Raw genomic sequence first — 25,741 nt, forward strand, 5'->3', positions numbered from 1 at the left:
TAAGTTAAACTTAAAGGCGTATTTTGTTTATCATTAAATAGAAACATAGCGAACCTCAAAAACAACCTGGCATGAAACAAATATTCACAACCATCTTAACTATTTTGGCCTTGACTTCTTACGGTCAGGATAAAAACAACTATACTCATTTTAATAAATTAACAGAAGTTGAAGGGACAGATTATGTGATTGCAAGCGTTGAAAATTGGAGAAAAGTAGCTGATGCCAAAAACAAATACCTGTTGTTCATTAATACTAAAAACGGACAAAGCAAACAGGTAGATTTCCCGGCTGATGGTTATTTCGAAAAAATTGAACAGGTGAAGATTGATAACCTAGGGATTAACCACATTATTATTTCTGCGCAAACGATCGACCTTGACGAAAAAAAGGGAATTGACTGGAACGACCCGAAACAGATTATCATCTTATCTCCCGACGGACAAAAAAGAACACAGTTAACAGATAATAAACTCTTCGTAAGAACCTGGGTTGTGAATAAACAAACAGGAACGATGGTTGTAACAGGGCACACTGACACCAACAACAATAACAAGTACGACAAAACGGATAGAAGCGAAATTTTAATTTACGACTTAAAAACGCTGAAACTGGTTAATAAAATTTGAGAAAAATTGACGTATAATTAAAGCTTCTCTATTAACCATATTTGTAATATCTATACCCCTGTCAAATATTTTTGTCTGATAGGGGCTTCCTCAAAATTTTTGTTGAAACGCTGAAAGGGATCATATTTCTATTCAGAATATTTCGTATTATTACATATGGCTTTAAATCAAAAGCCTAATCATCCCCTGAATTATTTCATGTTTAACTAAATTAAAAAAGCTTATGTTGAGCTCAGAAACCGGCTATGCAAAAAATTCGGCCAATTTGAAAGATTTAATTATTAGGTTAAAAACTTTGGGAACTGATTACCAACCACCAAAAGCCATGTATGAAGTAAAGGCATTAGAACTGTTATCAAAAAATGCCGACGATGCCATGCTGGTGGTGAACCAACTGCTGCCAGTTTACAGCAAAGCCGTTGATGAGCAGGAACTCATTTTTAAACCCTTAAATAAGCTGATTACGAGAAGCTATAATTATTTAAAGGCGGCGATAGCTAATCCTGCAGCACTACAAACCGCCAAAACGATTGCTGATCATTTAAGGGGTCAGGTAAGAAAAAAAGTTTTGAGTACAGGTGATTCTTCTACTCCCACCCGAACACGCCTCTCTTACGACAGTAAAGTGGAAAATTTAAAACAGTATATTGAAGTTTTAATTACCAGCCACGTTTATGAGCCAAAAGAAACAGTTATCAGTATTAAATCTTTACAGACATTGCTTATCGCAATGGAAAGTAGTATTACATCGGTAGCTGTAGCTAAAACTCCTTTAGACGATGCCCGAAAAAAACGACACACCATTTTTATGCAGCCCAGATTGGTTTGGTAGAAACAGTATTTGGGGTTAAAAATTATATTAAGGCATCATTAAGTACTGATCATCCGGAACGTAAACATATTTTAGCATTAACATTTAGAAAAATGCCTTAGTCAATATAGATGTCCAAAATGATTATCTCTTTTAATTTTTTTAATAGGTTATCTGAATAAAGATGGCCTATTTTTTTTTGAACTGGTAATTAATTATACAGGGACAAGCATAAAAGTTATATCTTTCAATTTTCAACTGATCAAATATGTTAAACCGATTATTAGTATTTGCATTTATCTCAATTGTTTTTTCAGCTTGCGTGCAGAAAGACATAAAACAGTTTGTAACAGAAAACCGGGTGGATATCAAAACCATATCGCCAGATTCGACTAATTTTTCTGAATTGGAAGCTATTGGCCAGGCAATTGGTGATTCGAGAGTAGTCATGATGGGCGAACAAGATCATGGCGACTCACCAGCTTTTTTAGCGAAAACAAGATTGATTAAATATCTTCACGAAAAGAAAGGATTCAATGTTTTGGCATTTGAGAGTGACTTTTTTGCATTGAATGAGGGCTGGGATCGGCTGGAAAAACAAAAGTCTAAAATTGATCCTTTCCTCTTAAATAATATTTTTAGTGTATGGACTAAGTGTAATTCCTGCGATGACCTTTTGTATCAATATGTACCAAAAACATTCAGAGATAAAAATCCACTTATCATATCTGGTTTCGATAATCAGGTACATGGGCTTTATAGCAAAGAAAAGCTGAAAACATTTCTTGATAATTATCTGAAAAGTAAAAAGATAAATTACACGAACACTGAAAAATATAAAGTAGATTTTCTTTCCTTTATCGACTCAATAACGTATAATAAAAATCTTCAAAAACAGCGAAATTTTAAGGGAGCATTACAACAAATTAACCGTGAACTTTCGGTAACTGATACTACGACTTTTGAAAGCATGTTACTTAAAAGCTTAAATGCTTTAACCAAAAGTGAGATTTCTTTTTTGAACAAGGGTGGTGATTATAACCAAATTAGAGATAAACAAATGGCTGAGAATTTAAAATGGCTCTTAAAATACAAGTTTCCAAAAGAAAAAATAATTGTCTGGGCGCATAATGCGCATATCCTCAAACATCCCGAACTCATAAAAAAATCGAAACGGCATACTGGAGATGAGATGAAAACGATGGGCAATTTTTTCACAGCAGATCCACAGCTTAATGAACAAACTTATATCTTAGGTTTTAACTCCAGAGTTGGAACCTCAGGTTTAGTTACCATCGAAAAAAAATATGCTGCAGAGCCACCAGCGAAGAACAGTTTCGAAACCTGGATTCCTGAAACTGTACCCTATTCTTTTGTAAACTTTAAGCAGTTTCGTGAAGAAAATCCAGGCAATAAAAAACATTTTCTGATGAAAGGTGTGTATCATTTTACTGATTCTGCATCGTGGACGGATATTTACGATGGCATTTTTTATATTCGGGAGATGTATCCTTGTGCCTTGGTGGTTAAATAAATTCTAAAAAACCGCTTTTTACGCCAATAGTTTCACAAAACAACATCATCAATTCCTTTAGAATACACCCCTATGAAAATATTTAATGTACAGCCCATCACAATAAATGAATACATCTACAATGATCAATATATAAAGGAAAGCAAAACATCTTACGATTATCAATCTGGCTTCGAAATTACCGGAGAAAAAATTGGAGAAACAAATACAATGTTCATCTCCTTTGAGATCCTTTACTGTGTAGAAGCGGTTACAGATGATAAAGAAATTGTTAGCCCCACTGGCCCAAACTCCTGGGATGTTAACGTTTCATTTTCAATTGGAGACGAGGTATTTATCTCTTATAAAAGTTCGTGTCAGTTTAACTTTGAAAGTGAAGGTTTTGATGCAGATGTAACCTCATTAACTCATTTTTTAACCGATTATCAGGCGCATACCAGCTTATTTTTTAGTCAGTATGGATATAAGCCTTTGTTAGCAATTGAAGAAGAAACGCGTTTGCGCCACACCTTAACGGCCGACGCTAAACTTGCAATTGAAAACTTGCGCGAAAACAATATGTATGAGTTTTAAATCTGCTCGCTCCAATGCTAGAAATCGCTGGTAATTTACAATAACGCTTCTTTAATTTGCAACAAAGCACCTGAAGTTCACAACAACACTCCTGCAATTAGCAACAAAGCATATGCAGTTTACAATAAGGCTCCAGCATCGTAAAACAAGACTACTGCAATTGGCAACAAGGCAACTGTAGTCTACATCAAGCCACATGCAGTATGCAACAAGGCTATGAATTCAGGCCATTCCAACAATTAATTACTTATCCCACCATACCCTAGCCGTAAGTACATCGCCCCCCGCTATCCTGGCTACTGCATCTTTATAGTTTTGAGGATTGTTCAGTACCTCCGTCGATAGGTAAATCATCCGGCGTGGTATGGTACCATTGGTAACGTTGCCTTTGTAGCTAATCGGGGTAAGTTTAGGATAATCGCTCCTTTTCCAGTTTAACCAGGCTTCTATAAAATTAAAATTGGTGCCCGTAGCTACCCAGTATTGGGTGTTTATGGCGTTTAATGCACTTTGTGTAGTGCTTTCATCAAGCGGATTCTGGTTAACAAATGTGGTAATTTTATTGGCATCAACCGCAGCGAGAGGATCTAACTGCGCAAGCGACTGTATAGCTCCAGTTAATCCGTTGGTATAATGTAGTTTAGCCGTGCCATTAATATTCCAACCCCTCACCTTAGCCTCGGCCAGTAAAAATTCAGTTTCTGCATAGCTCAAAATAAAAATCGGTCCTCCCAGTTTAAGGTAGATGTTAGTCCGTGGTCTGGAGTATTTTCCGAGCGGGGCAAAATCGCTTCCGGTACCTGTACCACCCGGATAGTTTGGTGAATGACTGATATCAGTTGCCCCACCCTGCAGATCATATCCATTAGGCATACCCACCTGAACTGCTGCGTCGGTATTTCCACTCAAGTTCTGATCGGCATTTCTGGTCAGTCCGTCTTTTGGTACCTCACCAATGACTGCCAGCCTGGGGTCGTTGGTATTTTTTAACTGATCGATTAAGGTTTTACTCCAACGTACTTCCAGGTAATCAGAAAAGGTCCTCAAAGCCAGCGATGTTCCGTTCTGGCTGTTAAATGAAGAAGCGTCGGTTAAGAGGATCGCATTATCATTTATACTGGTAAAGGTTTTATCAGCAGCTTTCTCTGCCCAAAGTTTTGCTTTCTCCGGATCGGCCTTGGTTAAACGCATCGCAATCCTGAGCATTAGTGAGTAGCCAAACTTTTTCCACTTGCTTATATCGCCTTTGTAAAAAAGATCGGCAGTTGGTCCGGGTTTTTCAGTATCCAGTTGTGCGGTAGCGGCCTCAAGATCATTCAGCATTTGGTTGTAAATATCTTCCTGGCGGTCGTAAACAGGATATTTAATCCCCTGCATGGCCTTAACGGCCTGCGTATAGGGTACATCGCCATAGGTATCGGTAATCCGTTGCAAAATCAACACAAACATAATATCACCTATCGCAATCAGGTTTTGATAAGCTACGGGATCTTTCAATCTGGCCAGTCGCTGCATCTCCCTGATGTAGGAAGCATCAGTATAACCCTCGTCGAAAATGCGGCCCTGATAATCGGTGAAACTGCCTACATTAATATATTTATCGCCATTGTTGTAATAGTAATAAGTAGAAGACAATAATTGCATCATGGTGCTCTGGTAGAGCAGCTGATAATAACCCAGATTGGCATATTTTAGCTGCGCCTGTGCCAGCAGACTGTTCGGATCGTAATTGTTTTCGGTAAGTTTAGTGGGATCGGTATTAATCTCATCCAGCTTTGCTTTAGAACAGCTGCCCATTAAAACCAGGAAGAACACACCAATGATATATAACTTGTTCTGGCTCATCCTTTATTTAAATTTAAAGTTAAAATTGATTCCAAAGCTACGTGTAGCCGGTAGCGAGGCGCCTTCTATCCCCGCGTAACCTAATGTAGGCGAAAACTGCGATTCAGGATCGATGTTTTTGGTGTATTTAAGCAGCGTAAACAGATTCCGGGCCACCAGATCGATCCCCACACTGCTAAATGGTGTTCTTTTCAAAAAACGCGGATCAAAAGCATAACCTAAAGTCGCTTGCCTCAGTTTGATAAAACTCCCGTTAAGCACCGATAAGGTAGAAATGTTGGTGGCCAGCTCGGGGTAATAAGCATAAGCCGGAACATTAATCGTGTTCTTTTGACCGTTTTCTAACACGCCTTCGGCAACAATACCGGTCGCCCTGCCCACTAAGGTCGCCTTGTTTAAACCCAGCACATAGCTATAATATTCAGTTGCCGAAAGAATTTTATTGCCGAAACGGTAATCAATCAGGAAGGAAAAGCTAAACCGTTTATAGTTAAAACTATTGGTTATGCCACCATATAAAGTAGGCATGGTACCGCCCATGGGGATAAAATTGCCTCGTTTAGGTATGCCATCCGATCCGATAATGATGTTTCCGCTGGCATCGCGCAGGTAATCGTAAGCCATAATCTGGGTAATTGGTTTCCCTACCACTAAGGCTGTATTGGCGTTTAAAGGCCTGTAGGTGCCTGTAAGGGTATAATTGCTATTGCCATCGATAGAGAGTAGTGTATTTTTCACCTTGGTGAGATTAAAATTAACCTGCCATTTGCTTGTTGTGGTCAGAATTGGTGTATAGCCAAGTGCAAGTTCTATTCCCGCATTGCGGGTTTCGCCCAGATTAACGTAGGCCGAGGTAAAACCGGTAGTTACAGACTGTTTTGCATTGATGATTTCGTTGTGGGTAATGCGATTGAAATAGGTAAAATCGATATCCAGCCGGCTGTTGAAAAACTTCAGATCGAGGCCTGCTTCTATTTCATTCAGGGTAAAGGGTTTTAAATTGTAGTTGGGCAGATCGCCTGAAAAGCCACCTACAGGCGTACCATTCACCTGATTATCTACAGTATAATAAATCTGTGTGGTATAGGGAACAATGGGTTCGCCGCTGGTTTTGGCAAAATCCAGGCGTAGTTTACCGAAATCCAGGCCTTTCCACTTCAAGAGGTCTGAAAAAATAAAACTGCCTGATATCCCCGGCACAAAAATACCGCGATTGTTGGCAGGCAAAGTAGAATAGATATCGTACCGCCCGGTAACCGAGAAATTAAGAAAACGCTGATAGCTTAGATCGGCCGTGTAATAAGCAGATTCTGTTACGATCTTTGAAATGGCCAGTGTTTTGGTGCTGGTAATCAGATTTTCGGGAACATATAAATAAGGGACTTTAAACTGTGAGCCTATTATCTTTTCGCTGTTGCCTTTTCTTTCGCGGTAATTGGCGCCCATAGAAAGTTCAAGATTCAGTTTATCGCTCAGGTTACTGCTGGCACTCAGCAGGATATCGCTATTCAGTTCCGAAGTACGATTCTGGTTATAAGCATTTATGCCCCCCTGCCGGTTGATAGAAAAAGCAGTTCCAGTGGGTAAAATACTCACCACCTCATCTTTACTCGAATCGTAACCTATTCTTCCCTGAATGGATGCCCAACTGGCCAATTGATATTTCAGTACTGCTGAAGAGATATAACGGTTCCGATTGGCATAATCGGCTTGTTTATTCATCAGGAAATAAGGATTGGTTTTGTATTCATCGGCGTTCCAACGGCTTTCGAAACCTGTTGCGGCATCAAAACCGGGTGCCAGAATAGACTGATCTAAACTGGTGGCCAGAGCAGAAATGCCGTAATTAGGGTTTAAAGGACCATCGCTCAGGTAACTCTTGTTTTTATTCCATTCGTAAATATAATTACCCGTTAAGCTGAGCGATATTTTGGGACTTAAAGCTACTGTACCATAAAAATTTAACGTTTTACGGTTTAAAGACCCGTTGGTTAAAACAGAATTATAATCCATATTGGAAACCGACACACGATAATTGTTCTTTATATTCCCTCCAACCAGCGAAACTGTATTGATAAATGCCGGAGCCGTGCGGTAAAAAGTCTGAATGTTATTTTTCACAGGAGAATAAGGCCGCATAGAACCATCTACCTGAGGGGTTAATTTGCCATCCATGATTTCTCCCCAGCTTAATAAACCAGTAGAAATGGCATTGTACAAATCCGCAGGACGCTTGTTTTGAGCCCCTTGTCCATATAAATATTGAAAATCAGTTGAATTAACCGGAACATCGAAAGACAGGTTCGTATTGTATTCGAACTTCGCTTTGGTATCCTCTCCTCCGCTTTTCAGATTAATGAGGATTACGCCATTTGCAGCCCTTGCACCATATAAAGCCGAAGCGGCCGATCCTTTTAATATGGTTATCGTTTCGATATCGTCTGGGTTGATATTGCTGATACCATCGCCATAGTCGGCACCACCATATTCATTAGCACTGCCCCTAATGCTGTTATCGATGGGTACACCATTTACGATAAATAATGGCGAAGCGGCAGTCATGCTCGAAACACCCCTGATGAGCACCCGTGCCGCTGAGCCAGGACCACCATTTACGCCAGTAATGTTTAGTCCGGCAACCCTGCCCTGCAGTGCCATAATCAGGTTGCTTTCTCTTGCTTTGGTAATAGATGAGCCTTTAATGGTGGTAAGGGCATAACCCACCTTATGATTATCTTTTTCGATACCCAATGCGGTAATCACGACCTCTTTTAAAAAACGAACACTATCCCTATCCATTTTTCCTTCGGCGTTTTTTCTGATCACAATTAAATTATTGGGAAGCACCGAATAAGTGTACCCACTGCCAAGCAGGAGTTGATCGATTACTTTTATGGCCTCTTCTTCTTCAACTTTGATTGATACCCGATGTTTAGGGATTTTAGATTCGCCGTATGCGAAGTGGTAAAGGGTTTGCGTTTGTATGGCTGCTATTACCTGTTCAAAACTGGCTTCGGTAAAATTTAGGCTAACCTTGGTTTGTGCGTATACACCTAGCGGAAAAATCAATCCAATTAATAATATGATTCTCTGCGCACAATTCATGGCTACAAATATACATGGCTTAACGGTATGTGCTAACGATAGATATATACATTTTCGCCCTTTATCGAATAATTGAAGTTTTCGATCAGTTTTAGCACCTCTAAAGCTTCGGGGAGCGTTTCTTTATCTACATGGCCCGTAAATCTTACTGACTTAAGTTCAGGTTCTTTAAAGGTTATTTTGATGCCATACCAACGCTCAAACAGTTTGGCTACTTCATCAAAACTGTTGTTTTTATAGATGAGCTCGTGGTTTGTCCATGCGGTTTCTAATATACGATCAGGTCCTGTACCATTAAAGTGAGTGAGCTGGCTCATACTTGCTTTACCACCTGCCAAAGTAAATTTATCGCTTGGCTTTAGGGTAAATGTTTGTGCAGTATTGTTTTTAAGGGAGATGGATACCTTCCCTCTGATTAAGGTGGTTTCGGTAAAAGCATCGTTCTGGTAAGCTTTAACATCAAATGCGGTACCCAGTACTTTTACAGCCAGCTGTTCCGTATGCACAATAAAAGGATGTTTGGGATCTTTTTTAACATCAAAAAACGCCTCACCAGATAAGTAAACATCCCTTGTATCTGTCGTAAAATGTTCGGGATATTTTAAGCTGCTCCCTGAATTGATTTTTACAGTAGAGCCATCAGCGAGTACAAGGGTTTTCACCTCTGCGGCTTTAGTTAATACCTGTGTTAGGGGTAACTGATCTGTTTTATTGAAGAAAATGGTTTCTCTATTGTAAACCAATAGCCCTGCAATAATAATAGTCAGCACCGCAGCAATTTTAAACCAGATGCTGTAAGGTTTATTTTTGGTAAACGTTAAACCCGATTCAGCAGGAACTTTAATACGGGTTTTGATCCGGTCAAAAACCAGGTTGATATTTTCATCTTCAACAGCTTCAGCATCAAAATAAGTTTGTAACCGTTCATACTCCGCCCTAAGCGAACTATTTCCAGCTAAAATAGATTTCAGTTCAACAGATTCATCCGGTGAAATTTCACCGGCCAATTGTTTTCCAAGCAATTCTGTAAATCTTTGATCTGTCATTTTTTTTCCGTCCTTTATTATATGTTCCTTTTTCCGTTAAAATTGCCTACAAAAAATATAAAAAAGATAACGTACCTGCTAAGATAATCAGGGAGATCAGTTTTCCCAGTTTTTTTTCATCAGCTCCCCTATCTTTTAATGGTTGCAAAACCAAACGAAGTTTAGCAATGGCCCTGAACAATTGAGTCTGTACCGTTCGGGGTGAGATATTCAATAGCTCAGCCACTTCTTTGTACTTCATTCCGCTTTCTTTTATCAGCCTGAAAACAGTAGCCGCCTGTGGTGCTAAACCTGCAATGGCCTGGTCGAGCTGCTGATGCAGTTCCTTAGTTTCGAGAATATATTCTGGTGTATGGGTTGATACTGAAATATTGTCCTTTTCATTAACTAAATCGATAAACGTAACCGCCGAATTTTTTTTAAGGTATTTAAGCGATTGATTTTTAACCGCGATAAAAAAATAACTTTCGGGATTTAATACATGGGTACTGTTGCTGCGGTTTTCCCAGCATTTTACAAATACCTCGGCTACAAGATCTTCTGCAACATGTTTATCAACCACATAATAAACGGAAAACTTAATTAACCGGCTATACAGAAAGCGATACAGCTGCTCAAAAGATTTGATATCACTTTCGAGGCAAATCTTATTCCATAAAACGACTAGATCTGGCTTAGCTGCTTTCAACTTGGTTAGTTTAGTAAATCGAATGTAAAGTAATTAAAAAAAAATCATAAAAAAATTTTAAGCCTGTAGGCAGTTTGTCAAAAAAAAGGATTCTTGTTAATGGTGTTCTACCTTATACACTAACTATTTTATAGAACTTTTGATGCAGAAAACAATAAATAACGAGCAATATGTGCTTGGAATCGATATCGGGGGCTCACATATTACTGCTGCTTTGCTCGATATGCAACAGCGCAATATCCTTAAAAACACTTATACCCGCGAGCGGGTCGACTCGCACGCATCGGCAGAGCAGATCATCCATACCTGGTGTAATGCCATTAGCATAGCTTACAAAAAAGCGGGAGTAGAAATTGGCCGCTTAGGCATAGCCATGCCCGGGCCTTTCGATTATGAAAACGGCATCTCCTATATCGCTGGCAACGATAAGTACGCCGCCTTTTATGGATTAAATGTAAAAGACCTGCTGGCTGGTGAACTGCAGATCAACCACGATCAGATTTTGATGAGTAACGATGCCTCTTGTTTTTTAGCCGGAGAAGTATTTGCAGGCGAAGCCCGTGCCTACCAAAACCTGATTGGCATTACATTGGGTACCGGACTGGGGAGTGCCATATGTGTGGAAGGAAAAATTACAGATGCCAATCTGTGGTGTTCGCCTTTTTTGAATGGTGTAGCAGAAGATTACCTTTCTACCCGCTGGTTTTTGAAACGCTATTACGAACTTACAGGATTAAATATCCTGAATGTTCGCGAACTGACCTTGCTTTATGATGAGAACCCGACGGTACGGAAAATATTTACGGAATTTGGCCATCACCTTGGTTTTTTCCTCAAAAAATTTCAACAGGATTATGCAGCCGAAGCGATTGTAATTGGCGGTAACATTGCCAATGCTTCCGGCCGTTTTGTACCAAATGTGATTAAATACCTCGAATCGCAGGGCATCACCACACCTATCCACATCTCCAGGCTAAATGAAGATGCCGCGCTGGTTGGTGCCGCAGGTTGTTGGGCAGTTGGCCTTGCTAACTTGAACGAAAGAATCTGATTTTGGACGATTGAGCTTGAAGCATCGCCATTGCTAAACCAATTTTTCATCGGATGAAGCCTGCCCTATGTTTTCAGTGTTTCCGTGGCTGCAAAAAAAAATAAAATAAATCAATTTCCTTGTAGGCAATTTGTGTAAGCAAAATACTCTTATCTATAAAACCCTCAGGATGGAATCCTTAAGGTGAAAAACAATTAACCAAATACTTATTCAAAATTATTCGTAATGAATATGAAAAAATCTTTACAGCTCACGTGCTTATTGCTTTATGCATCCACAGGCCTGTATGCAGCTACACCAAACGATCATTTTAACCGTGCCGTTTCTTTCCATTCTGTTTATCAGGATGTGATTAAAGGAACAGTAAAAGACGAAACGGGTGCGACCCTTCCGGGAGTAACCATTACGATAAAGGGTGCCCAAGGCGGAACCCAAAGCAATACTTCAGGGCAATACAGTATTCCGGCTAAAGCGGGTGATGTTTTGGTATTTTCGTTTATCGGTTACCAGAGCAAAGAGGTTACCGTAGGCACACAAAGCACCATTGATGTTACTTTAGGCAGTGATTCTAAAAACCTCGAAACGGTTGTGGTAACTGCTTTAGGGGTAAAAAGATCAGAGAAATCTTTAACCTACAATACACAACAGGTATCGGGCGATGAACTGTCAAAAGTAAAAAGTCCAAATTTAATGAACTCCTTAAATGGAAAGGTTGCAGGTTTAACCATTAGTCCAAGTGCATCGGGTGTTGGTGGTTCGGCAAAGGTAATTTTGAGGGGAAGCCGTTCGGTAAGTGGCAATAACCAACCCTTATATGTGATTGATGGGGTTCCAATCAGCAATAATGGAAACGCAAATGGCCAGCAGAACAGCGTGTTCGGTGGTGGTCAGGATGGTGGTGATGGTATCTCTAACCTTAATCCTGATGATATTGCCAGCATCACTGTTTTAGAAGGTGCATCAGCCGCAGCCCTTTACGGTAGCCAGGCACAGAATGGTGTAATTTTAATTACCACCAAACAAGGTAAGGCAGGAAAAGCCGAAATTGGTTTTTCATCAGGTGTGACCATTGATAATATTGCTTACGAGCCAAAGTTCCAGAACAGTTACGGACCTGCATCTACCACAACGAGAGATAGCTGGGGTGGTGGAATCAGCAATACGACCGATAATTTAAAAGATTTTTTCAAAACGGGAATTAACACCTCGAATGCGATAAATCTTTCTGGCGGATCGGAAATGGCGCAAACGTATTTTTCTTATTCCAACACCTACGCCAGTGGCATTCAGCCAGGCAATAAGTTAAACCGGAACAACTTAAACCTTCGCGAAACAGCTAAGTTTTTCGATAACAAATTAACGGTAGATGGAAGTGTGAACTACATCAATCAACGCATCAACAACAGTCCTTCTTTAGGTTTGTATTTAAATCCGTTATTAGGTTTATATCTTTTCCCCAGAGGCGTTGATATTACCCCTTATAAAGATCAGTATTTATTGGCTGGCAATACAGGTGGAGCACGCCAAAACTGGCTGGGTGGCGCTGCTGATATTAACCAAAACCCATGGTGGTTAACCAATTTAAATCCGAATACATCAGTGCGTAACCGTTTCTTATTGAGCGGAAGCGTTAAATATGATGTTGCACCATGGTTAAATGTACAGGTAAGGGGAAATATGGATCGTACTACGGATGATTATGAAAACCGCAGATACTCGGGTATTGCAACCAATTTCAACTCTACCGGAACAGGTTATTTTGCACAGAGCAACCAAACCTATGTACAAAAATATGTAGATGCGATTGCCAACATTACCATTCCAATGGGTGGTTCTGATTTTAAAGTGAATGGATTGATCGGTGGAAGCATTAACGACCAGAAAACGTCAGGTTTATCTTTAGGTGGCAACCTTTCGGCGGTTGATTTCTTCTCGCCTGCTAACACCATCGTTGCCCTTCCAGGTACCTTTACCGGAAATACCTTAAGCAATGTAGTGCCAATTGTTCCAAATCACAGCCAGCTACAGGCCGTATTTGGTAACGCCAATATCTCGTATAAAGACTGGGCATTCTTAACGGTAACAGGCAGAAACGATTGGTCTTCTAACTTATCGTATACACCAAACGATTCTTATTTCTATCCATCAGTTGGTTTATCATTCATTGTTTCGCAGATGTTCAAACTTCCTGAGGCCATTACTTACGCCAAATTAAGGGGAACTTATGCAGAAGTTGGAAATACCGTTCCGCCATACCTTACGTTTATTCAAAATACCTTAAAATCAGATGGTGCATTAAATTTCAACACCAATGCTGCTTTCAGGGAGTTAAAACCTGAAAGAACAAAATCATTTGAGGTGGGTACCGATTTACGTTTCCTGTCAAACAGAATCAATTTCAGCTTTACCTATTATAAAACCAATACCAAAAACCAGTATATCCCTGTAGTGGCACCTCCTTCCTCGTTGGTATCAACAGGCTATCTGAATGCAGGTAATGTAGAGAACAAAGGTTTCCAGTTTATTTTAGGTGCTGATGTTGTTAAAGGCGATGGACTGAACTGGAATACCTCAATAAACGGTTCGTTAAACAGGAATAAAATCATCGATATCGCTTCTGCTGATAAAATTAACAGTGTAGATTTAACAGGCGCAGGCAATACCTCTTATATTTCGAGGCTAAAAGTGGGTGGTTCTTACGGTGATATTTATAGCTATACTTTACAAAGAGATGCACAAAACCGCATCATATTAGGTGGAGATGGAACAACTGCTTCGCCCTATACACCGCTAAAAAGTAAAGAATTTAACTACGTAGGCAATCCAAACCCAAAATTCCAACTGGGATGGAATAACAGTTTCAATTATAAAGATTTCAGCTTAAGTTTCTTAGTTGATGGTAAATTCGGCGGTCAGGTATTATCACTTACCGAAGCCTTAATGGACGAAGCAGGTGTATCTGAAGCAACTGGTAATGCCAGGGCTCAAGGCGGCGTTAAAATTGATGGTGTAGATACAAAAGGTAACGCAGTATCTACAACGGTTAATCCACAAGCTTACTATTCTTTTGTGGGTGGCAGATCGGGTGTATCTGGCGAATATATTTATAGCGCTACAGTGGTCCGTTTAAGAGAAGCTGCTTTAGGTTATACTCTCCCGTTAACCGGCAAAACGTTTAAAAGTGTTAAATTTTCGGTTACTGGCAGAAACCTGTTTTATTTCTATAAAAAGGCGCCTTTCGATCCTGAAATCACCATGTCTACCGGCAATGGTTTATCTGGTGTAGATGTTTTTAACCAGCCTGCAACACGCAGTTTAGGCTTCAATCTAAATTTATCATTTTAACTCTATTCAAAAACAACATGAAAACTATATATCATAAATCCTCCAATAACGGGATTAAAGGATTGTCTGCTGTTTTGCTGGCATCTTTGATGTCCTTAAATTTTGGATGTACAAAAAACTTTGAAGATTTTAACACCAACCCAACGGCACTTTCACCTGAGCAGACTACTGCGCTTTTAAAATCGGCAATTGGTCCAATAGAGCAAGAAATTTTTCACAACTATCAGATTGCACAAAACCTCAGTGCCGATGCTTTTAGTGGTTACATGATGGCACCTACACCTTTCGGTGGCGGGATCAACAACATGAATTATTCGCTAAATGATGGCTGGAACAGTGCCGGTTTTAACGATCAGTATAATTATGTAATGGCTCCGATTTCTAAAATCGGCCAGAGCGAGGTAAAAACCAAATCGCCTGAAGCCTGGGGAATTGCCCTTTTGGTTCAGGTAATGGCCATGAGCAGGGTAACAGATAAATTTGGCCCGATTCCATATACTACGGCAGGTTCTTCTTTGGTATCTACACCTTATGAAGATCAGAAAACGGTTTATAATGCCTTTTTTAAACAGATCGATACAGCAGCCAATAACTTACAGGCCTATATTGCTGCCAATCCTGGTAAAACGTCTTTTTTTGATAAGGGCGATTTAATCTATGCTGGCGATCCGGTTAAATGGTTAAAATTAGCCAACTCTTTACGTTTACGCTTGGCTACACGTATTGTAAAGGCTGACGCGGCGACGGCTAAACTTCAGGCCGAAAAAGCTTTAAGTGCACCTGGCGGTTTATTAACTACTGCAGCAGATAATGCAGCGGTAGCACAATCGGGTACAAGAGACAACGACTTATGGGTGGTTACCGTTGCTTACGATGGTGATAATGCCTTAGGTGCAGCTTTGCAAACGTATCTGGTGGGTTATAACGATCCGCGCTTACCGGTTTATGCCAGACCTGCTACCGATCCTTTATTTACGGGTCAATATATAGGAATCAGATCGGGTGCAAACACCTCATTTAATGGTCTGGGTAAAGCAGGTTATAAAACTTATTCTACTTTAAACTCAACAGATAATGCCAAATCGCCTATCGGACAAAAAGCACCACAAATTTTAATGACTGCTGCTGAAGTTTGGTTTTTAAAGGCGGAGGCTGCTTTACGTGGCTGGACAGGTGCAGGAGATGCACAAACCAATTATGAAACCGGAATTACCACCTCTTTACAGCAATGGAGCGTAGCTGCAGGAAGTTATTTAGCAGATGCAACCAGTAAACCTACAGCCTATGTAGATCCAAAAAATGCCGGAAACAATGCTGCAGCCGTAAGTACAATAACCGTAAAATGGGACCCTACATCTACCAATGAACTAAAATTAGAGCGCATTATTACACAAAAATGGCTGGCTATTTTCCCTGACGGACAGGAAGCCTGGAGTGAATACAGACGTACAGGTTACCCTAAATTATTTGCAGTAGCCAATAATAACAGTGCAGGAAGTATCAATACCCAAACCCAGATCAGAAGATTACCATTTCCATCAACTGAATACGGAAATGGTAACAGCGCCGAGGTTGTTAAAGCGGTTGGCCTTTTAGGCGGACCAGACAATGGCGGTACCAGATTATGGTGGGATATCGATAAACCGAATTTCTAATCGCCCCAAGCATTACCCGGTAGGATGACGTAAGTTGTCCTACCGTTTTTATAAAAACCTATTTCTAACCAAAATTTTTAAACCTATGAGAAAACTAACCGTTTTCGGCGTATTGCTGTTAACAGCTTTCGCCTTGTTGTACGCTTGTAAAAAAGCCAATTCTGAAAGAGAAGACAACCAATTAAATTCCAAAAGTACAGCCCGGGCTGCAACCAATGCTTCTGCCCTGGCATTAACCGCTCCATTCATGACCGCCTACGTGGAGGTTAACAGTAACAATTTTGTAAATCCGGGTTGTTATACCTACGGAACTTCAGCAAGTCAGTTATTTGGTGTTTCTGTTATTTTTGCGGCGAATATCAATTCAGTAAATGGCACACCTACCCTATACTTCAATCCGCAGGTACAGGAAACTTTAAATTCGGGTAAGGTAGCTTATCTTAAATCACTAGGCATAAAAGTAGTGCTCGATGTACTTGGGAATCACCAAAATGCAGGCTGGGGCTGTTTTACCACCTATGCCCAGGCTGATGCCTTTGCCATTCAATGTGCCAATGCCGTACAGCAATATGGCTTAGATGGAATTGATATTGATGATGAGTATTCTGCCTGTACTGCAAATGATGGTTCGCTCGTGCTGGCAGCTGCAGCGTTGAGGGCACGTATGGGTGCCGACAAACTGATTACCATGGCTGCATTCAATCAGGCCAATTATTTTACGTCTACTTATAACAACCAAAAACTGGGCGATATTTTAGATTATGTATTTGAGCAAACTTACTTTTCTACCAATTATGCGGGTCGTTTACAGCCTTACATTAATGCTGGTGTACCCAAAAGTAAATTGGGCTTAGGTACTGATTTGGGTAATAGCGATCAGGCAGCAGTAGCCACTTATGTAAAAAATAATGGTTTGGCCAGTGCAATGGTTTATAATGTCGCCAACAACTCTCAAACCAAATTATCGGCCATGTCTAACGTTTTGTATGGTTCTGCAACTGCCGTAAAAGCAAACTGTATCGATGGAAATGGAGGTACACCACCAGCAGCTGGAAACCGTTCATTGGTTTTCGACGGCACAAATGAATATTTAAATTCGAATACTTTCAATCTTGCCGGTACCAGCTTAACTTACGAAGCCTGGGTTAAACCAAGCGCTTTTAAAGCTACTGCGCCAAATATCTCAACCATTATGGGTATTGAAGTGAGCGACGCCAATGTGGCTTTGCTCCGTTTAGGTGATGCTTCCTTAGCCAATAATAAAGTACAGTTTGTATTGAATACAGGTGGTGCAACACCTAAAAAACTAAATTCAGCGACAGCCCTAAGTGCCAATACCTGGTATCATATTGCGGCTACATACGATGGCTCGACCATGAAAATCTACATCAATGGAACTTTAGATGCCAGCATGAGCGCAACTGGTACTATTGCTGCCAATGGTACGTTCCAGATTTCGAGAAGCTGGGATGCCAACAGAGGTTTCAATGGTCAGTTTGATGAAATGCGGGTTTGGAAATCGGCACTGGCACAGTCGGCAATTTCTGCCAACAAATGTAGTGTAAGTGCAAGCAGTACCAACTTGGAGGCCTATTGGAAATTTGACGAAGACACCGGAACCACCATTGCTGATGCAACCGGGCACGGGCACACTGCAAGCTTACTTAATATGGAGAGTACCGATTGGTCTACTACCGTTCCTTGTTTATAGGCGCTTTTCATAATTGTTAATTACCAAAAAACCTAAGAAGAGGTCGTCATTGCGAAGCCAATTTTTCATTTGATGAAGCAATCCTTATAGCAGGGGCTCGCAAGCATAAAAGATTGCTCTGTTGTTCCTCCCCGCAATGACGACCTTTCTATTTAATCTATCAATAGTAGCCTACACGAGGCAAGCCTACATACTTTATCAGCTCAACGAGACAGATCTGAATTGTTTTTGTTTCATGATACAGCCGCTTTTAAATTCCCCTTTTTCGTTTTCAACATACGCTTTTCTATCGTAAAGCGTTTCTATGGCTTAGGTTTTAGCTTCAAATTAGATATTATATCGATTTAGCCATTTGCTTACTAGCATACCATTTCTATCTTTGTAACCGTTATCTTTGCACGGATACAGCTATAGGTTTAAAAAACTATGATTTTTTTCATAACTAAAATAACAAAACTGTACTCGTTTTTGTCTCTTTATTGGAATAGGATGTGTAATAGCACCCATAGACACTATTTGAAGGTAGAATATAATTTTTAATTTTAAACGCTTAATTTTACCCGAATGGATATCTTATCATACCTGTTAGAACTCTTGCAGCAACGCAAAGAAGTTGGTATTACCGGCTTGGGCACCTTTTATAAAAAGAAATACCCGGGAAGATACGATAAGGAAAAACAAACGTTTTTGCCTCCCGGATATACGCTGCAGTTTTCGGCCGAAGTAACCGAAGAAGATGCTTTAGCCAATTTTATTTCGGCTAAAACGAATACTGCAATTGAAGATGCCCGTAATCAAATCGCTGGGTTTGTTGAAGAAGTCAATCAAAAATTAGAGCTAAACCATGAGGCCGAACTGCAAAATACCGGCCGCTTATTTTTTACCGAACAAGGATTAGGTTTCGAACCGGTTAAAAACATGAACTATGGTTCTGAGTTTTACGGACTTCCGTCATTGGCAGAAACCGCAGTTGAAGAAACAAAAACCGATTCACCCCAACCAGAGGAAGAAGTTTATGATGAAATTGCGGAAGCACCGGCGGTAACTTCTCCATTTGAAAATAAGTCGTACCAGGCCCCGGTAATCGAAAATATTGAATTGGATGAAGTTAAAGATGATCTTAAAAACACTTTAAAGCATACGGAAAACGCTGCAGCAGAAATTACTGAGGCGCCTGATTTTATCAAAGAACAGCACGAAGAACATCCAAACCGTTTTGGTCATACGCCAGAATCGGAGGTAGAAAATATTGCTGCCGAACAACATGCGATTGAAACACCTGAATCGGCTGAAACACCAACTGAGGAAGAAGAAATAGCAAATACTGTTGATGAAGTAGAAATACCTGCACCGGAAGTTGAAAATATCGCGACTGAACATCCTGCTATTGAAACACCAGAATCAGACGATGCACAAGATGAAACAAATGTTGCAGAAAATACTGCTGCATCTGAAGAAGCCAATACAGTAGAAGTCCCAGAAACGGTTATCCCGCAAAGTGAACACCCAGGCCGTTTCTCGCTGAGGTCGGAATCAGAGGAACCAAAAACATACATCAATTTAGAAGACGAAGCTAAAAAAGAAGAGCCAGTAATTGAGGCGCCAGCGTTTATAAAAGAGCAGCATGCTGAGCACCCAAACCGTTTTGGCCATGATCCAATTGAACATGGGGATGAAACGCGGCAAGGAATGTCTACCTGGCTGATGATTACCATTGCCGTTTTGGCCTTGGTGGTTATTGCAGCGATAACCTATCTGGTTAAGCCCGAATTATTCACCGGTGAAACAACAGCGCCTGTAAAACAGGAACAAGCAATTGTCGATTCGCCAAAGGTTGTTATCGATACCTTACAAGCTAAACAGGATTCAATAGCCAAAACAGATAGCATTTTAAAAGCCAATCAGGTTCAGAAAAAAGCAGATACCCTTAAAAAAGTAGCGGCAAAACCTGCGGTTAAACCTATTGTAGAAACACCAAAAGAAAATAAAATTGTACCAAACCCTGGTCCTTCTACGTTTTACGTTATTGCAGCGTCTTTTCAATCAGAGAAAAAAGCAATGATATTTATTAAACAAATGGAAAAAATCGGTTTAAATGCTGAAATCGCAAAAGTACCCGGCCGTTTAAAAAAGGTAAGTATAGCGAGTTTTACAACTGAAAAAGAAGCTAAAGAACAGAAAGATATTTTACAGAAAAAACTAAAAGGAAAAGGATATTTCGTACAACAAAAATCTAACAACACACAACCATAATGATAACTTTATTAATTCAGGACACCACACAAGCATTACAAGACACCGCAAATGCGGTTAACCAGGCAGTAACACAACCACAACCAGAATTACATTTTATCGATCTGCTTTTTAAAGGCGGCTGGGTAATGATTCCATTGGCCTTCCTCGCTTTTTTAGCTTTGATTATTTTTGTTGAACGTTACTTAACCATTAAAAAAGCAACTAAAGACGAATCGAACCTAATGGGGCAGATCAGGTCTTATATCCAATCCGGAAATTTAGAGGGCGCAATGTCGCTTTTAAGAAACAATAACTCTCCGCTTTCGCGCATGTTGCAAAAAGGTTTAAAACGCATTGGTCGCCCAATTAAAGACATTGAAGGTGCGATTGAAAATGTGGGTAAATTAGAGGTTTCTAAATTAGAGAAGAACATCAGTATATTGGGTATTGTTGCAGGTATTGCGCCAATGCTTGGTTTCGTAGGTACCATTGTGGGGGTTATTACGATTTTCCACCAGGTATCCATAAAAGGTGCAATTGAAATCGGTACGATTTCTGGTGGTTTATATACCAAAATGATTACTTCTGCAACCGGATTAATTATCGGTATTATCGCTTACGTACTGTATCACATTTTAAACATTATGGTTGAAAAAATCATTCTTAAAATGGAAACCGATGCAATTGATTTTATTGATTTACTAGAAGAACCAGGCAAATAATGAATTTACGCAAAAGAACAAAAGGATCGGTAGAAGTACATACTTCAGCGTTGAACGATATTATGTTCTTCCTGATGTTGTTTTTCTTATTGGCCTCTGCCGTGGTAAATCCTACGGTGGTTAAATTATTATTGCCGCAATCATCAAGCGGGCAGCAATCTACCGCCAAGAAAGCAGTTACGGTTACGATAGACGAAAACCTTAAATATTTCGTTGAAAAAAAACCAGTGAGCATTGAAGAATTAGAGCCAACTTTGGCATCATACCAAAAACTGGCACCAGATATGACCATTCTTTTATATGTATCGCGCAATGTGACATATCAGGATGGATTTGTGGTAAACGATATTGCCAATAAATTAAAATTAAAACTTGTTGTAGCCGTTGAGCCTAAAAAATAATGAACTACAAAGCACAAAACGTACCTAACGAGGAAAATAATTACCCTAAGGCCATTGCCATAGCAAGCGGAATTATGGGCTTTTTATTGTTGATCAGCTTTTTTATTGTGATTGGTTCTTTCCAGCCACCTGAAGAAGTAGGTATGGGTGGTATGGTTGTAAATTATGGAACTTCTGCTGAAGGTATGGGCGATGATTATACGAGTATTGAAGAACCATCGGCAGATCCAAATGCGAATGGCAAACCACCTGAAAAGGTAACGCCAGAAGAAAAAGTTACCCCAACCACATCTACCCAAAGCAGCGACAAAGAAGTACAAACACAAAATACGGAAGATGCCATTGCGGTAAACACCAAACCTACAAAACCAACCACAGCGGCACCAACCCCGGTTACGGAAGATAAACCGGCCAAACCGGTAATTAACCAAAACGCACTTTACAAAGGCAAAAAGAATACTGGCCAGGGTCAGGGAGATGGAACCGGAAAAACACCAGGCAACCAGGGCGATAAAGATGGCGATCCGTTAGCATCAAATTATGGCGAAGGTGGTTCCGGAAATGGCAATGTACAGTTATCATTGGCGAGCAGAAAATTTATCGATATCCCTAGAATTCAGGATGACGGACAAAGCGCAGGTAAAATTGCTGTTCAAATTCGTGTAGATAAAAACGGTAAAGTGGTCCAGGCCCGTGCAGGAGCAAAAGGCACTACCCTATCTGATTTAACCCTCTGGAGAAAATGTGAGCAGGCGGTATTAGGCGCAAGTTTAAACAAATTAGAATCAGCTCCTGATGTACAAACCGGAATTGTGATATTCAACTTCAAAGTGAAATAAAAAAATAAAAAAGGTCTGTGTCCCAACAGACCATTTTTATTATTATCGTCACCCTTTAAAACAAACAGCTAATAACATAAATCTGTTAGTTATAGGATTAGCCTGACGATAAACTCACTACAATCCATGGTCTGTGTCCTCACAGACCATCAAAATCATTTAAAGATCTCAGAAGTTTCCCCCAAAACAACCAGCCAAAACTTCGGAAGAAATCTCCTCATTTCGTTTCATAATAACTCCAGTCAACTTATATTTGATGCTTATTATGAACTACCAACAAACGCTTGATTTTTTATACAGTAAACTCCCGATGTTTACCCGCGTTGGCGCATCTGCTTTCAAAAAAGATTTAACCAATACCATTATTCTTTGTGAGGCTTTGGATAATCCACAGGATAAATTTAAAAGCATCCATGTGGCGGGTACCAATGGAAAAGGATCCACATCACACATGCTGGCTTCGGTATTGCAGGCGCAGGGATACAAAACAGGACTATACACTTCTCCCCACTTAAAAGATTTCCGCGAACGCATCCGCATCAACGGAAAAATGATGAGCAAAACTGAAGTCGTGTCGTTCGTAAAAGATCAGCAAAAACTGATCGAAAAAACGGAGCCTTCTTTTTTCGAAGTTACTGTGGCCATGGCATTCGATCATTTTGCTAAACACGAGGTAGATGTGGCGGTAATCGAAGTGGGTTTAGGCGGAAGATTAGATTCGACCAACATCATTACCCCGCAAATTTCGGTGATTACCAATATCAGTCTCGACCACATGAACATGCTGGGCAATACTCTGGCAGAAATTGCCGGCGAAAAGGCAGGTATTATTAAAAAGAATATCCCAGTCGTTATTGGCGAAACACAGGAAGAATCTGCTCCTGTATTTATAAACAAAGCTAAATCGCAAGCTGCACCCATTGTTTTTGCCGATGCTGTATTAACCGCGAAAGATTTTAAAATCAGGAACAATAAACTTTCCTTATCCGTATATCAGAAAGATGAAATCAAATACAAAAATCTTCAGAGCGATCTTACCGGGGTTTATCAGCATAAAAATATTTTAACGGTTTTAGAAACGCTGGCTGTGCTGAACGAAAAAACAGGTATTAAAATCGACCAAAATGCAATATACAAAGGGATAAGTCAGGTTAAAAAGCAAACCGGTTTACAGGGACGCTGGCAAACTTTGGCTAAAAATCCTTTAGTTATCTGCGATACCGGCCATAATGAAGCGGGCATTACCGAGGTAATTAAAAACATCGCGCAAACCACTTATCAAAACCTGCACATTGTTTTTGGAATGGTAAAGGACAAAGATATTTCGAAAGTTTTATCCTTAATGCCAAAAAATGCGACTTACTATTTTTGCAAACCAGATTTAGAACGCGGTTTAGCAGCTGATGAACTTAAAGAACAGGCGGCAACATTTAATTTAATTGGAAGCAGTTATGCTTCGGTAGCCGAGGCCAAAGAAAAGGCCATTCAATCAGCCGATCCAAAAGATTTGGTTTTTATTGGTGGAAGTACGTTTGTGGTAGCCGAAGCGATATAAGCAAAGGAGATCAATACCATCATCTCCTTTGCTTATAATTAAACTACTGTGCTTCCAGTAGCCATTGCTGATTTGATGATCCCGAAGTACCATTCATACTATACTGAACAATCTTAGTACCACTGCTTGTACCACTACCCGGATTGTCAAGAACATAATGATTCGAAAGATTACTTTGAATTACATATTTATTGGCGCCAACAGGAATTAAATTCCATTTTTGATTTGCTCCATTTGTAACGGTATACTGAATGATGTTCCCATTTAATGCCTGTACCCCTCCTGAAATATCCAATGCTTTAGTGCTGTTGGCATTAACAATAACATAACTTGTTCCCTGCGTATTAAATTGCCACTTCTGGCCATTGCCGGTAGCACTGGTACTTTGAACTAAAAAGGCACTATTAGCTGTGCTGTTATTTTCTATGGCGAGGTAAAGTCCGCTTGATGCATTTTTTATTTTATACCATGTACTGGCTGAAATGCCATTGGTAACCGGCACTGTTAGTGGTGTTGAATTCTGGTTAAAAATATCTGTAAGGGTAATTCTAACCGAATAACTACCTGTTCCTAGGGTACTGGAAATGGTTACGGATCTTTTTTGAGGCAATACCTCATTTACCGTACTAACTACTCCACCTGATGAATTTAGTAATTCTATTTTTGAAGAAAGTTGCGGACTTTTGAGCTGATTGTTTACCCAGTTTACGGTAACCGTATTACCACTGGCAACAGCCGTTGCAGATTGTACTTCTCCAATGGTTAATGTAGGTGCAGTGCCTTGGTTGCTTTGTGCCGGAAGGCTTAATGTGCGTCCTGTACCAAAAGCGGCACTAGGTTGTGTATTTCCTCCATGTTCCATAAAATAAGCATCTTCAGTAGTATCATAACCTGAATTAAAAGCCCTGTCGTAAATCCCGTTTCTACCTTCATCTCCAGCATTGGCACTAAAACTTCTGCTGGTATGTTTCACCCAGGTATTGCTTGTGCTTAAGTTCCAGCAATCTTTAAAAAATGCCTTTCTAACATATCTTCCATCATAATCAGGATTAGTTCCAACCCAGTTTTCTAAAAACGCATCGTTACCCGAACCCAGAAAGGTGGTGCGCTCAGGAATAGCCAATGTACTGGTATGAAACCAGACACCACTCGATTGATTTTGGATAAAAGTGCCTATATATAATTTCCCATCACGTTTCCATGCCCTTAAGGCTATATTGTACCAGGTGTTAAGCGCCCATTGGTATGGATTAATTGTTTTATATCCATCACCTTCTCCTCCAAACCGACTGCTAATGGTTTGTGGGCCTGTATAAGCCACTTCAGAATAGATCCCGCCAGCAGTATTCGGATCCCATAATGAGGAAATAAGGATGTTTGGTGTTCCAAAGGAATTATCAGGTGTTTGCTGTAAGCCTGCATAGCCACCCGAATAATTATGTACAGAAAAATATTCGGCATTGGCAGATTGTGTAATTTTTATTTTATGTATTTTGGCAATAGCATCAGACGGAAAAGAAAAATAAAGATGTTCTGATGGAGCAGCGTTTTCTCCGCTGACAAGAGCTGCATTCACCGAACTCATTTTGGGTATTGATAATTGGGGATTTTCAGCAATAATGTTCTTTTGACAAGACATCATGGAAAATAATAGCATCATCCAAGCCGTTAACGACCAGGAAAAAAAAGTAAATGGTTTCATAATTTTTTTAGATTAGGTTAGGAATGTATTTGGTTATTAAAACTACTCATAAAACTATGCTGATATTATTTTTTGTCTACACAAACGATTGACTGCCCTTTTAGACCTGAAATAATTATTTTAACAACCTAAAAATGAGGCACCTAATCCGAATTATATGATTTTTACCCTTCAAATTCAAAGTATTGAACCAATTAACCGCTTTCTGACTTGTATCAATAAGGCAAACGTTTGCGCGTAATTAATACTACATATCCGATTAGCCTATCAATATTGCAATAGTTTCTAAATCTT

The 25,741-nt window shown here is 39.9% G+C and carries 18 protein-coding genes; 13 read left to right on the top strand and 5 right to left on the bottom strand.

Going from position 1 to position 25,741, the window contains the following annotated elements; genetic code table 11:
* The first annotated feature begins 71 nt into the window (after positions 1–71).
* The 4 genes from AC04QZ_RS08430 (at position 72) to AC04QZ_RS08445 (ending at position 3,547) form a co-directional block, all read left to right on the top strand.
* Positions 72–629 carry a hypothetical protein gene (locus tag AC04QZ_RS08430; protein ID WP_478357392.1) on the top strand — a complete coding sequence of 186 codons (558 nt, stop codon included), beginning with the start codon at positions 72–74 and terminating at the stop codon, positions 627–629.
* 223 nt (positions 630–852) lie between these two features.
* Positions 853–1,461 (top strand): hypothetical protein, encoded by a 609-nt coding sequence (locus AC04QZ_RS08435; protein ID WP_478357393.1) that lies wholly within the window; start codon positions 853–855, stop codon positions 1,459–1,461.
* Positions 1,462–1,762: 301 nt separating this feature from the next.
* Positions 1,763–2,974: an erythromycin esterase family protein gene (locus AC04QZ_RS08440; protein WP_478357394.1), complete on the top strand. Its 1,212-nt coding sequence runs from the start codon at positions 1,763–1,765 to the stop codon at positions 2,972–2,974.
* Positions 2,975–3,046: 72 nt separating this feature from the next.
* Positions 3,047–3,547, top strand: coding sequence for a hypothetical protein (locus AC04QZ_RS08445; protein ID WP_478357395.1), 501 nt, complete (start codon positions 3,047–3,049; stop codon positions 3,545–3,547).
* A 243-nt stretch (positions 3,548–3,790) separates the two neighbouring features.
* On the opposite strand, the gene AC04QZ_RS08450 is transcribed toward AC04QZ_RS08445, so the two are convergent.
* From AC04QZ_RS08450 to AC04QZ_RS08465, 4 genes are read right to left on the bottom strand one after another with little or no spacing between them, the layout of a single operon-like run.
* Positions 3,791–5,392: a SusD/RagB family nutrient-binding outer membrane lipoprotein gene (locus AC04QZ_RS08450; protein ID WP_478357396.1), complete on the bottom strand. Its 1,602-nt coding sequence runs from the start codon at positions 5,390–5,392 to the stop codon at positions 3,791–3,793.
* A 3-nt stretch (positions 5,393–5,395) separates the two neighbouring features.
* Positions 5,396–8,497, bottom strand: a complete 3,102-nt coding sequence (locus AC04QZ_RS08455) for a SusC/RagA family TonB-linked outer membrane protein (protein WP_478357397.1) — start codon at positions 8,495–8,497, stop codon at positions 5,396–5,398.
* 32 nt (positions 8,498–8,529) lie between these two features.
* Positions 8,530–9,543, bottom strand: a complete 1,014-nt coding sequence (locus AC04QZ_RS08460) for a FecR family protein (protein ID WP_478357398.1) — start codon at positions 9,541–9,543, stop codon at positions 8,530–8,532.
* A gap of 46 nt (positions 9,544–9,589) precedes the next feature.
* On the bottom strand, positions 9,590–10,231 hold the full coding sequence (locus AC04QZ_RS08465) for an RNA polymerase sigma-70 factor (protein ID WP_478357399.1): 642 nt from the start codon (positions 10,229–10,231) through the stop codon (positions 9,590–9,592).
* A 142-nt stretch (positions 10,232–10,373) separates the two neighbouring features.
* Between AC04QZ_RS08465 and AC04QZ_RS08470 the strand changes: the two genes are divergently transcribed.
* From AC04QZ_RS08470 to AC04QZ_RS08510, 9 genes are all read left to right on the top strand, one after another.
* A complete protein-coding gene (locus AC04QZ_RS08470) occupies positions 10,374–11,282 on the top strand; it encodes an ROK family protein (protein WP_478357401.1) in 909 nt (302 codons plus the stop codon).
* Between the two features lie 231 nt (positions 11,283–11,513).
* Complete coding sequence (locus AC04QZ_RS08475; protein ID WP_478357402.1) at positions 11,514–14,627, top strand: SusC/RagA family TonB-linked outer membrane protein; 3,114 nt, start codon at positions 11,514–11,516, stop codon at positions 14,625–14,627.
* Positions 14,628–14,644: 17 nt separating this feature from the next.
* A complete protein-coding gene (locus AC04QZ_RS08480) occupies positions 14,645–16,282 on the top strand; it encodes a SusD/RagB family nutrient-binding outer membrane lipoprotein (protein WP_478357403.1) in 1,638 nt (545 codons plus the stop codon).
* A gap of 85 nt (positions 16,283–16,367) precedes the next feature.
* Entirely contained in the window at positions 16,368–17,993 is a 1,626-nt protein-coding gene (locus tag AC04QZ_RS08485; protein ID WP_478357404.1) for a LamG-like jellyroll fold domain-containing protein, read from the top strand.
* A 564-nt stretch (positions 17,994–18,557) separates the two neighbouring features.
* Positions 18,558–20,246, top strand: coding sequence for an HU domain-containing protein (locus AC04QZ_RS08490; RefSeq protein ID WP_478357405.1), 1,689 nt, complete (start codon positions 18,558–18,560; stop codon positions 20,244–20,246).
* Positions 20,246–20,950 carry a MotA/TolQ/ExbB proton channel family protein gene (locus AC04QZ_RS08495; RefSeq protein WP_086547390.1) on the top strand — a complete coding sequence of 235 codons (705 nt, stop codon included), beginning with the start codon at positions 20,246–20,248 and terminating at the stop codon, positions 20,948–20,950. The genes AC04QZ_RS08490 and AC04QZ_RS08495 overlap by 1 nt, the downstream gene beginning before the upstream one ends.
* Positions 20,950–21,351 carry an ExbD/TolR family protein gene (locus AC04QZ_RS08500; protein ID WP_025144642.1) on the top strand — a complete coding sequence of 134 codons (402 nt, stop codon included), beginning with the start codon at positions 20,950–20,952 and terminating at the stop codon, positions 21,349–21,351. The genes AC04QZ_RS08495 and AC04QZ_RS08500 overlap by 1 nt, the downstream gene beginning before the upstream one ends.
* Positions 21,351–22,190 carry an energy transducer TonB gene (locus AC04QZ_RS08505; RefSeq protein WP_086547391.1) on the top strand — a complete coding sequence of 280 codons (840 nt, stop codon included), beginning with the start codon at positions 21,351–21,353 and terminating at the stop codon, positions 22,188–22,190. The genes AC04QZ_RS08500 and AC04QZ_RS08505 overlap by 1 nt, the downstream gene beginning before the upstream one ends.
* Positions 22,191–22,455: 265 nt before the next feature.
* Entirely contained in the window at positions 22,456–23,745 is a 1,290-nt protein-coding gene (locus AC04QZ_RS08510) for a bifunctional folylpolyglutamate synthase/dihydrofolate synthase (RefSeq protein ID WP_478357406.1), read from the top strand.
* Positions 23,746–23,788: 43 nt separating this feature from the next.
* Here AC04QZ_RS08510 and AC04QZ_RS08515 read toward each other — a convergent pair whose 3' ends face one another.
* Positions 23,789–25,405, bottom strand: coding sequence for a DUF3472 domain-containing protein (locus AC04QZ_RS08515; protein ID WP_478357407.1), 1,617 nt, complete (start codon positions 25,403–25,405; stop codon positions 23,789–23,791).
* Positions 25,406–25,741 lie beyond the last annotated feature (336 nt).

The sequence above is a fragment of the Pedobacter folensis genome (assembly GCF_056490665.1).

Excerpts from the sequence above, each read along its gene's own strand:
- AC04QZ_RS08430 (WP_478357392.1), top strand. The coding sequence starts at position 72 with ATGAAACAAATATTCACAACCATCTTAACTATTTTGGCCTTGACTTCT.
- AC04QZ_RS08435 (WP_478357393.1), top strand. The coding sequence starts at position 853 with ATGTTGAGCTCAGAAACCGGCTATGCAAAAAATTCGGCCAATTTGAAA.
- AC04QZ_RS08445 (WP_478357395.1), top strand. The coding sequence starts at position 3,047 with ATGAAAATATTTAATGTACAGCCCATCACAATAAATGAATACATCTAC.
- AC04QZ_RS08450 (WP_478357396.1), bottom strand. The coding sequence starts at position 5,392 with ATGAGCCAGAACAAGTTATATATCATTGGTGTGTTCTTCCTGGTTTTA.
- AC04QZ_RS08455 (WP_478357397.1), bottom strand. The coding sequence starts at position 8,497 with ATGAATTGTGCGCAGAGAATCATATTATTAATTGGATTGATTTTTCCG.
- AC04QZ_RS08460 (WP_478357398.1), bottom strand. The coding sequence starts at position 9,543 with ATGACAGATCAAAGATTTACAGAATTGCTTGGAAAACAATTGGCCGGT.
- AC04QZ_RS08470 (WP_478357401.1), top strand. The coding sequence starts at position 10,374 with ATGCAGAAAACAATAAATAACGAGCAATATGTGCTTGGAATCGATATC.
- AC04QZ_RS08475 (WP_478357402.1), top strand. The coding sequence starts at position 11,514 with ATGAAAAAATCTTTACAGCTCACGTGCTTATTGCTTTATGCATCCACA.
- AC04QZ_RS08480 (WP_478357403.1), top strand. The coding sequence starts at position 14,645 with ATGAAAACTATATATCATAAATCCTCCAATAACGGGATTAAAGGATTG.
- AC04QZ_RS08485 (WP_478357404.1), top strand. The coding sequence starts at position 16,368 with ATGAGAAAACTAACCGTTTTCGGCGTATTGCTGTTAACAGCTTTCGCC.
- AC04QZ_RS08490 (WP_478357405.1), top strand. The coding sequence starts at position 18,558 with ATGGATATCTTATCATACCTGTTAGAACTCTTGCAGCAACGCAAAGAA.
- AC04QZ_RS08495 (WP_086547390.1), top strand. The coding sequence starts at position 20,246 with ATGATAACTTTATTAATTCAGGACACCACACAAGCATTACAAGACACC.
- AC04QZ_RS08500 (WP_025144642.1), top strand. The coding sequence starts at position 20,950 with ATGAATTTACGCAAAAGAACAAAAGGATCGGTAGAAGTACATACTTCA.
- AC04QZ_RS08505 (WP_086547391.1), top strand. The coding sequence starts at position 21,351 with ATGAACTACAAAGCACAAAACGTACCTAACGAGGAAAATAATTACCCT.
- AC04QZ_RS08510 (WP_478357406.1), top strand. The coding sequence starts at position 22,456 with ATGAACTACCAACAAACGCTTGATTTTTTATACAGTAAACTCCCGATG.
- AC04QZ_RS08515 (WP_478357407.1), bottom strand. The coding sequence starts at position 25,405 with ATGATGCTATTATTTTCCATGATGTCTTGTCAAAAGAACATTATTGCT.